The 8686-nt window shown below is 59.0% G+C and carries 8 protein-coding genes and 1 tRNA gene; 4 read left to right on the forward strand and 5 right to left on the reverse strand.

Features of this window, described 5'->3' with window-relative positions; genetic code table 11:
* Positions 1 to 71: 71 nt before the first annotated feature.
* The 3 genes from M9827_RS16120 to M9827_RS16130 all read left to right on the forward strand — a co-directional run bounded on the left by M9827_RS16120 (position 72) and on the right by M9827_RS16130 (position 2059).
* Positions 72 to 1172, forward strand: a complete 1101-nt coding sequence (locus M9827_RS16120; RefSeq protein ID WP_250606174.1) for a DUF2817 domain-containing protein — start codon at positions 72 to 74, stop codon at positions 1170 to 1172.
* Between the two features lie 190 nt (positions 1173 to 1362).
* A complete protein-coding gene (locus M9827_RS16125) occupies positions 1363 to 1755 on the forward strand; it encodes a helix-turn-helix domain-containing protein (RefSeq protein ID WP_250606175.1) in 393 nt (130 codons plus the stop codon).
* Positions 1756 to 1834: 79 nt separating this feature from the next.
* Positions 1835 to 2059 carry a SymE family type I addiction module toxin gene (locus M9827_RS16130; RefSeq protein WP_250606176.1) on the forward strand — a complete coding sequence of 75 codons (225 nt, stop codon included), beginning with the start codon at positions 1835 to 1837 and terminating at the stop codon, positions 2057 to 2059.
* Between the two features lie 68 nt (positions 2060 to 2127).
* Here M9827_RS16130 and M9827_RS16135 read toward each other — a convergent pair.
* Positions 2128 to 2204: transfer RNA gene (locus tag M9827_RS16135), tRNA-Met, on the reverse strand.
* 115 nt (positions 2205 to 2319) lie between these two features.
* Entirely contained in the window at positions 2320 to 4377 is a 2058-nt protein-coding gene (locus M9827_RS16140) for a methyl-accepting chemotaxis protein (RefSeq protein ID WP_250606177.1), read from the reverse strand.
* A gap of 332 nt (positions 4378 to 4709) precedes the next feature.
* Here M9827_RS16140 and M9827_RS16145 point away from each other — a divergent pair, with 332 nt between their 5' ends.
* Positions 4710 to 5927 (forward strand): MFS transporter, encoded by a 1218-nt coding sequence (locus tag M9827_RS16145; protein ID WP_250606178.1) that lies wholly within the window; start codon positions 4710 to 4712, stop codon positions 5925 to 5927.
* Between the two features lie 180 nt (positions 5928 to 6107).
* Here the strand turns inward: M9827_RS16145 and ychF are convergent, their stop codons facing one another.
* From ychF to M9827_RS16160, 3 genes are all read right to left on the reverse strand, one after another.
* Positions 6108 to 7208, reverse strand: coding sequence for a redox-regulated ATPase YchF (gene ychF / locus M9827_RS16150; protein WP_103306068.1), 1101 nt, complete (start codon positions 7206 to 7208; stop codon positions 6108 to 6110).
* A 22-nt stretch (positions 7209 to 7230) separates the two neighbouring features.
* The gene (gene pth / locus M9827_RS16155) at positions 7231 to 7815 is read right to left on the reverse strand and encodes an aminoacyl-tRNA hydrolase (RefSeq protein WP_007912902.1); all 585 of its coding nucleotides are present in this window, start codon (positions 7813 to 7815) and stop codon (positions 7231 to 7233) included.
* 171 nt (positions 7816 to 7986) lie between these two features.
* Positions 7987 to 8589, reverse strand: a complete 603-nt coding sequence (locus M9827_RS16160; RefSeq protein WP_250606179.1) for a 50S ribosomal protein L25/general stress protein Ctc — start codon at positions 8587 to 8589, stop codon at positions 7987 to 7989.
* Positions 8590 to 8686: the final 97 nt, after the last annotated feature.

Below are 8686 nucleotides of genomic sequence, written 5' to 3' on the forward strand. Positions count from 1 at the left end.
CCGCCGCCTTCGTCGGAACGCCGCCCGGAGCAGGCTCGCTCCCACAATTACAAGATCAACAAGAGGCTGATATGCACAGCGAGTTCCCCACCGAATCCAGCTACCGCGATCAACGCGAGCAGTTCATCGCCGCTGCCAATGCCGCCGGCGCCACGCTCACTTCCTACGCACATCCACGTTGCGGGCCATTCGGCGAACCGCTGAGCACCGACGTCGCCATGCTCGGTGATCCACAGGCCAAACGCCGGCTGGTAGCGCTCAGCGGTACCCACGGTGTCGAGGGCTATTACGGTTCGGACTGTCAGATCGATTGGCTGAAAGCATTCGTAGCGGGCTCACTGGCCAATGATGTCGCGGTGGTGATGGTGCACCTGATCAACCCATGGGGCACCGCATGGCTGCGTCGGGTCAATGAAGACAACATCGACCTCAACCGCAATCATCAGGATTTCACAGGACCGCTGCCGGACAACCACGCTTACGCCGCACTGCATGAAATCTACGCCTGCACCGATTTGCACGGCCCCGAGCGCCAACGCGCCGATGCCCTGCTCGATGCGCAGATCGACGAACACGGCTGGCCGGCAGTGATGTCGATTGTCGAGGGCGGTCAGCACAGTCATCCCGACGGATTGTTTTACGGTGGCCGCGCACCGAGCTGGTCGAATCGCACCTTGCATCAAATCATCGAAACGCATCTGGCTGGCGCTGAAACCGTGATGTGTTTTGATCTGCATACCGGTGCTGGCGAATACGGCCATCCGATGTTGCTGACCATCACCCGGGCGCCTTATCCGGCTCTGGCAAAAGCCCAGTCGATCTACGGCCCATGGCTTTACACGCTACACACCGGCGCCGATACCTTGAGCGAAACCGGTGTGGCAGCGACGGCTACCGCGTACACCTCGCAGGCATTGCTCAATGCGTTGCCGGACGTGCAGTTGATGCCGTTCGTGATCGAGTGCGGGACGTATCCGGGGCCGGAGGTACATCGTTATTTGCGCGATGACCATTGGCTGCATCTGCATGGCGATCCGCTGGATGCGACGGGGCGGGGGATCAAGTTGAATCTGCTGGAGCAGTTTTATCCGGCTGATCCGGATTGGCGCGCAATGGTCGGTTTGCGCACTCGGCAAATCTGGGCGAAAGGGTTGTCGGCGTTGGCTTGCTGAAAAGGCATTTCGCGCCTGTAGTACCTCGCCGCAACTTGGCGGTTGCTCTGCATTTTTCCTACAGATTTTTCAGGTCGACAACTTACGCGCCCTTACCTGAGGATGGTTTTTATCGTTTTTTCCAGGATGGATTTCAGATGAAAAGGATGAGTCCGTTGCCATTCAACTCTATGTTCAGTCGGCCATTGTCATGAGTGTTTCCAATGAGGACCGCGATTTTCTGGTGGCGATGGGCAGTCGCATTGCTCACTTACGCACAGTTCACGAGATCACCCAGACTCGGTTTGCACGGGCTTTAGGTCTTTCTCGGCAAACCTTTCAGGGCTACGAGGAGGGCACTCGCAGCATGCCGGTCACGACACTGGTGAAGATGGCATTTGCGCTTCGCGTGCCTGTTGAAGACCTGCTCGGGGTTCCCTCGTACACGGAGACGCCCAGGCGCAGCTTGACCTCGACGTGGTATCGACGGCTGCAGTCGATCAATGAGCTTTCGAAGGTCCAGCAGAAGGTCATTGCGCAGATGCTCGACGCCCTGATCGCACAGGCAGCGACCAAAACGAGCAACGAAGAAAAAGAAGTTTGAAGTAACCCAAAGAACGCGGAACCAAGGTGCACGAACACCCTGGCCCCGCTAACCAAAAGCAGCTAGACAGGAGCTAATCATGGCTAAAACCAATCATACGTCATCAACCCCCATCACTGAACGCCGGCTGAAAATCGCCGCAGACTTTTACCCAGTCCACACCAAGGAAAAAGCCTACAGCCCCGCCAAACCGGTGCCCTGGATCAGGCTTCGCGGACTGTGGTTACGACAGGCAGGATTCGAGGTAAACGAGAACGTCAAAGTGCGTGTGATGAAAGGGTGTCTGGTGATTACAGCGGAATAACAGATCACCAAGACTTTTCCAGAGGCATAAAAAAACGGCCTACCTTTCGGTAAGCCGTTTTTAGTACTTGGTGGCTACACAGGGACTTGAACCCCGGACCCCAGCATTATGAATGCTATGCTCTAACCAACTGAGCTATGTAGCCAAGTGGCGCGCATTATTCCCCTGAAATGGAAAAGCGTCAAGCGTAAATTTAAAATATTTCTTCTTATTTTCAACCGCTTATCCTCCGGCCCGCGAAATCCGGGCCGGGTGGGGCTTCAACGCAGCTGAAATCTTGCCGTATTGGCGCTCAAGGCATGGCTGCCCTGACTCAGGGTGTCCGCCGCGAGGTTCACCGCCCTTGCGCCTTCAAGCAAACGCACGGCCGCCTGATCAACCTGCTGGATATTGCCGCTGACCTCGTCGGCGGTGCTCGCCTGTTCCTCAACCGCCGTAGCGATCTGCGCCAGTGTATCGGTGACGCTCTGCACAGCGCTGGCAATTTCGCCCAAACGTTCACCCAGACCGGTGACCGACTCGGCATCGGCTTGCGCCTGGCCGCAGGCGGCTTCCATCAAACTCACGGCTTCGTTGACCGTCGCACGCAAGCTGTCGACCGTGCCAGCGATCTGCGCGGTGGACGACTGCGTGCGTTGCGACAGGCTGCGCACTTCATCGGCGACCACGGCGAAACCGCGTCCCTGTTCACCGGCGCGTGCGGCTTCGATGGCCGCATTGAGTGCGAGCAGGTTAGTTTGCTCGGCGACACCACGAATGGTGTCGACGACCAATTGAATCTGCTGGCCTTGCTCGCTGACCCGGCCGAGTGCCGCTGCAGTTTCGTTCAAACGCTGATTGAGCTGCTGAATACTCGCCGTGGTGCGCTGGCTGTCACGGCTGCTGTCGGCGGCGATGCGCCGGGTCTGCTGAGCGCTGCCGGAGGCCTGTTCGCAACTCTGCGCCACGCCTTGCGAGGTGGCGGCCAATTGCGTCGCAGCGGCGGCGATCTGGCTGATCTGCAACTGCTGCGCCTCGACTTCGCCGAGAGCGCCGCTGGAGTGTTCGTTGAGGCTGCGCACGGCATGGCTCAACTGCGAGGTTTCGTGATCGACACCGAGCATGCTCGCGCGCAGTTGCACCACGGCAACGTTGAGTGCGGTGCTGATCGCCGCCAGCTCATCGCGGCCCTCCACCGGTACTTGCAGACTGAGGTTGCCATCGCGAAGGGCTTCGGCGAGCAGGGTGATGCCGCTGGCGCTGCGACGGATCGAGGCTTGCAGGCAGACAAACAGGTACAACGCCGCGAGCAGCAGGCAGCCGAAAATCGCCGCGACGATGATGAACTGACGAATCGCCGAGCTGTGGTAGGCATCGAGTCGTTGATCCAGCGACACCAGCGATTGCTGGCGCAGTGCGGCTAGGTCGGTCAGCAGCGCATCGAGGCTGCGTTCGAACTCTTCGGGTTTGAGATTGATAGAGCCGCCGAACACGCCGTCGTCCAACACCTTTAGACCGCTGTCGAGGTTTTTGAGGCTGTCGTGGTATTGGCTGGCCCAGCTCTGCTGATCTTGCGGCAGACGTGCTTCGAGCAGCGTGGCCGTTTTGACCAGTTGCTCGCGGGCGTCACCGATGCGGCTGCGCAGGTCGCGCAACTGCAAGCGGCTTTGCAGGGTGAATTGGCCGGAAACGACTGAGGCCTGGCCGACTGCTGCGAGGCGTCCGACGCGTTCGATCAGGTCCGGCGCGTGCTGCGTGGAGATCTGCGTCAGCAGATAGGTTTCCAGCCACGGTGCGAGGGTCAGGCGATTGTCCATGACGATCTGCTCGCGCAACGCTTGCAGCGCGCTGAGGGCGCTGGTGAAGCGGTCGTAGCCGTCCGGCCACCAACCGACACCGCTGAGGCTTTTCGAGTCCAGGCCGTTGAGTGCAGTTTGCAGTGCTTGATAGCGGGTGAGGGTTTCGCCTTCGGCGCCTTCGTTTTTCAGCGCGGTGCCCAAATCCGTAGTCGCTTGCAGAACCGCTGGTTGTACCGCGTCGAACGCGGCCATGGCGGCGAGGGTGGCCGGCGTCGGTTGGCGGTTGGTTTCCGTGGCGCGCCAACGGGCGGCGCGGTCGCGTTGGGCGGCGAGCAGGTCGTCCAGCGCATCGAGTGCGAGCAACTGGCGCACACCGGCGCGTTCGCCGGAAATCAGATTGAGCTTGTCGCGATAGTCCTGGCCGATCATCAACAGGCTGCCGGCCAACGGCAGAATGAACAGCAAAAACAACAACTGGAATTTACCTGCGAAGCCAAACCGCCCCAGCAATTTGATCCCCGGTGAAAGGAAAGCCTGCATGCCCCATGACTCCTCTGGACACCACGCACCATCGGCGTGCATCGCGCTCATTTCGATCGCGACCTGTGCCCTCTAAAAGGCCTCGAAAGTTCACTCTCGCCCGCTCTGTAGGCCGGCTCTGTAGCGAAACTTCCCATTGTCGGTCGCCTTTGTAAGGCGACCGCGTTCAAGGGGAGAAGCAAGGCAAGATTCAGACCATGGCGTTGCGCTATCACCTTGTAGTCGACGACCAGTCAGTTAGTTAGCTGGCTAAGGGGATGGCGCTGGCGCACCGAAAAATGGCACATTGACGCACTTGCCTGCGTGCACCCATCTGCTGTCCGGAAACTTCCATGGCTATCAGCAACGTTCAGACCGCCGCTGCCTCGGCGCCCGCTGCTCCGCAAAGCAGCCCATTGGTGATGCGTATCATCGGCGCGGTGGCGCTGGCGCATTTGATCAACGACCTGATCCAGTCGGTGCTGCCGTCGATCTACCCGATGCTCAAGGCCAACTATGGCCTGACGTTCACTCAGGTCGGTCTGATCACTTTGACGTTTCAACTGACGGCATCGCTGTTGCAGCCGTGGGTCGGTTATCACACCGATCGGCATCCGAAACCCTGGCTGTTGCCGGCGGGGTCGATTTGTACGTTGATTGGCATCGTGATGATGTCGATGGTTGGCAGTTTCCCCCTGATCCTGCTGGCGGCGGCGTTGATCGGTATCGGTTCCTCGACGTTCCACCCCGAAGCCTCGCGGATTGCGCGGCTGGCCTCGGGCGGGCGCTTTGGGCTGGCGCAGTCGACTTTCCAGGTCGGCGGTAACGCCGGTTCGGCGTTCGGCCCGTTGCTGGCGGCGGCGATCATCATCCCGTTCGGCCAGGGCAATGTGGCGTGGTTCGGTTTGTTCGCGGTGTTTGCGCTGTTTGTGCTGTACCGCATCAGTCGCTGGTACGCCCATCACTTGAACCTGTTCAAGCTCAAGGCCGGCCAGGCAGCGACTCACGGGTTGTCGAAGGGCAGGGTGATCAGTGCGCTGGTGGTGCTGGGGCTGTTGGTGTTCTCGAAGTATTTCTACATGGCCAGCCTGACCAGTTACTTCACGTTCTATCTGATCGAGAAGTTCGACCTGTCGGTGGCCAGTTCGCAGTTGCACCTGTTCCTGTTTCTCGGAGCCGTGGCGGCGGGGACGTTCTTCGGCGGGCCGATTGGCGACAAGATCGGCCGTAAAGCGGTGATCTGGTTCTCGATCCTCGGCGTCGCACCGTTCACGCTGCTCATGCCCCACGTTGATCTGTTCTGGACCACGGTTCTCAGCGTGGTAATCGGCTTCATTCTGGCTTCGGCGTTCTCGGCGATTGTGGTGTACGCGCAGGAGCTGGTGCCGGGCAATGTCGGGATGATTGCCGGGGTGTTCTTCGGTTTGATGTTCGGTTTTGGCGGGATTGGCGCGGCGCTGCTGGGGCATCTGGCGGATGTGCACGGGATTGAGTACGTGTATTTCCTCTGTTCGTTCCTGCCCTTGTTTGGCGTGTTGGCGATTTTCCTGCCGCGCACCAAAAAGGCCTGACCCCACACAATTCCAACTGTGGGCGAGCCTGCTCGCGAATGCGGTGTGCCATCCGCAGAGATGTGACTGACACTCCCTCTTCGCGAGCAGGCTCGCTCCCGCAGGGGAAATAGGTTCAGCAGTAAATCTCAGGCACAAAAAAGCCGCGTATCAAACGCGGCTTTTTCTTGGGCGTAACGTTTACACGTTGAAGCGGAAGTGCATTACGTCGCCGTCTTTGACGATGTAATCCTTGCCTTCCAGACGCCATTTACCGGCTTCTTTGGTGCCGGCTTCGCCCTTGTACTGGATGAAGTCGTTGTAGGCGATCACTTCGGCGCGGATGAAGCCTTTCTCGAAGTCGGTGTGGATCACGCCAGCAGCCTGAGGTGCGGTGGCACCGACTTTGACGGTCCAGGCGCGGACTTCTTCGACACCGGCGGTGAAGTAGGTCTGCAGGTGCAGCATTTCGTAACCGGCGCGGATCACGCGGTTCAGGCCAGGCTCTTCCAGGCCCAGGGCCTCGAGGAACATGTCCTTCTCTTCGCCGTCATCGAGCTCGGCGATTTCCGCTTCGATCTTGTTGCAGACCGGAACGACCATCGCGCCTTCTTCTTCGGCAATGGCCTTGACCACGTCCAGGTGCGGGTTGTTCTCGAAACCGTCTTCAGCGACGTTGGCGATGTACATGACCGGTTTGGTGGTCAGCAGGTGGAAGCCCTTGATCACGGCCTTTTCGTCCGCGCTCATGTTCTTCATCAGGCTGCGCGCCGGCTTGGCTTCGGTGAAGTGGGCGATCAGTTGCTCAAGCAAGGCTTTCTGAACCACGGCGTCCTTGTCACCACCCTTGGCGTTGCGCGCGACTTTCTGCAGTTGCTTCTCGCAGCTGTCGAGGTCGGCGAAGATCAGTTCCAGGTCGATGATTTCGATGTCGCGCTTCGGGTCGACGCTGTTGGAAACGTGGATCACGTTGTCGTCTTCGAAGCAGCGCACAACGTGAGCGATCGCGTCGGTTTCACGGATGTTGGCCAGGAACTTGTTGCCCAGGCCTTCACCTTTCGAGGCGCCGGCTACCAGGCCTGCGATGTCGACGAACTCCATGGTGGTCGGCAGGATGCGCTTCGGGTTGACGATGGCCGCCAGGGCTTCCAGACGCGGATCCGGCATCGGCACGATGCCGCTGTTCGGCTCGATCGTGCAGAAGGGGAAGTTCTCGGCCGCGATACCGGATTTGGTCAGGGCGTTGAACAGGGTGGACTTGCCGACGTTAGGCAGGCCGACGATGCCGCAATTGAATCCCATGGTGTTTCCCCTCGGATAAGAGTCAGGCCTTCTGGCTGTGCAGGTTTTTCATCGCGCGGTTCCATTCACCGGCGAGGATATCCGGCAGCACGCCGAGGGCAAAGTCGATGCTGGCATCGAGTTTTTCCTGTTCGGCGCGTGGCGCACGACCCAGGACGAAATTTGAAACCATACTGGCGACGCCCGGGTGGCCAATGCCAAGCCGCAGGCGGTAGAACGTATTCTGATTACCCAATTGCGCAATGATGTCGCGCAACCCGTTGTGACCGCCATGGCCGCCGCCCTGCTTGAGCTTGGCAACGCCCGGAGGCAGATCGAGTTCGTCGTGCGCCACGAGGATTTCTTCAGGCTTGATGCGGAAGAAACCGGCGAGTGCCGCCACGGCCTGGCCGCTGCGGTTCATGTACGTGGTGGGAATCAGCAGACGAACATCCTGACCCTGATGCGAATAGCGCCCGGTCAGGCCGAAATATTTGCGATCGGCGACAAGGTTGACACCTTGTGCGTCAGCGATGCGCTCAACAAAAAGGGCCCCTGCGTTATGCCGGGTCTGGTCGTATTCAGCGCCTGGATTTCCCAGGCCAACGATCAGTTTGATGGCAGTCACGATAGGGGCCCTTCCTTTGAGTGGTGGATAACATCGCCGCGATCAGGGAAAGCGGCGAAAGTGGACGAAAAATGCTCATTTACCATGGATGTAAACTCCGCGTTCTCGCCCGCTTTCTCGCTACGTTCCAGTCCGCGATGTTACTTGCTCACTCAGGCATGACAGAGTGAATTACTCTGCTGCGCCTTCTTCGGTAGCTTCTGGAGCAACACGTGGAGCGTGGACGTTGGCAACAGCCTTGTCATCGCCGTGTGCCAGAGCAACGAACTCAACGCCTTTAGGAGCTTTGAGGTCCGACAGGTGAATGATCGAACCGATTTCTGCTTTCGACAGGTCGACTTCGATGAACTCAGGCAGGTCTTTAGGCAGGCAGGTCACTTCGATTTCCGAAGTAACATGCGAAACTTCGCCGCCTTTTTTCACTGGAGCTTCTTCGCCGACAAAGTGCACAGGCACGATAGCGGTGAGTTTCTGGCCAGCGACAACGCGTACGAAGTCAGCGTGCATCACGTGGCCTTTGGCCGGGTGACGCTGCAGAGCTTTGATGATTACGTTTTGCTTGGTGCCACCAATGTTCAGCTCGATGATGTGGCTGTAAGCCGCTTCGTTTTCGAGCAGTTTGGTAACTTCTTTGGCCAGCATGCTGATGGATTCAGGGGCTTTCTCGCCACCGTAAACTACAGCTGGAACCAGGCTAGCGATACGACGCAGGCGGCGGCTCGCACCTTTCCCCAGGTCGGAACGCACTTCAGCATTCAGAGTAAAATCGTTCATTTTGTATCTCCAAAATAGCCATGACCGAGTGGCGTTTGCGACCAGCGCCGAACACGGTATGGGCAAAAAAGCCCCGCCCCGGCAGGAATGCCGGGGC

Origin of the sequence: Pseudomonas sp. AKS31, from assembly GCF_023634765.1 — a bacterium.
Lineage (GTDB): Bacteria > Pseudomonadota > Gammaproteobacteria > Pseudomonadales > Pseudomonadaceae > Aquipseudomonas.

What these genes read in the sequence shown, in the direction of transcription:
- ychF (WP_103306068.1), bottom strand. Translation starts at nt 7,208, where the DNA reads ATGGGATTCAATTGCGGCATCGTCGGCCTGCCTAACGTCGGCAAGTCC.
- M9827_RS16145 (WP_250606178.1), top strand. Translation starts at nt 4,710, where the DNA reads ATGGCTATCAGCAACGTTCAGACCGCCGCTGCCTCGGCGCCCGCTGCT.
- M9827_RS16130 (WP_250606176.1), top strand. Translation starts at nt 1,835, where the DNA reads ATGGCTAAAACCAATCATACGTCATCAACCCCCATCACTGAACGCCGG.
- M9827_RS16125 (WP_250606175.1), top strand. Translation starts at nt 1,363, where the DNA reads ATGAGTGTTTCCAATGAGGACCGCGATTTTCTGGTGGCGATGGGCAGT.
- M9827_RS16120 (WP_250606174.1), top strand. Translation starts at nt 72, where the DNA reads ATGCACAGCGAGTTCCCCACCGAATCCAGCTACCGCGATCAACGCGAG.
- M9827_RS16140 (WP_250606177.1), bottom strand. Translation starts at nt 4,377, where the DNA reads ATGCAGGCTTTCCTTTCACCGGGGATCAAATTGCTGGGGCGGTTTGGC.
- M9827_RS16160 (WP_250606179.1), bottom strand. Translation starts at nt 8,589, where the DNA reads ATGAACGATTTTACTCTGAATGCTGAAGTGCGTTCCGACCTGGGGAAA.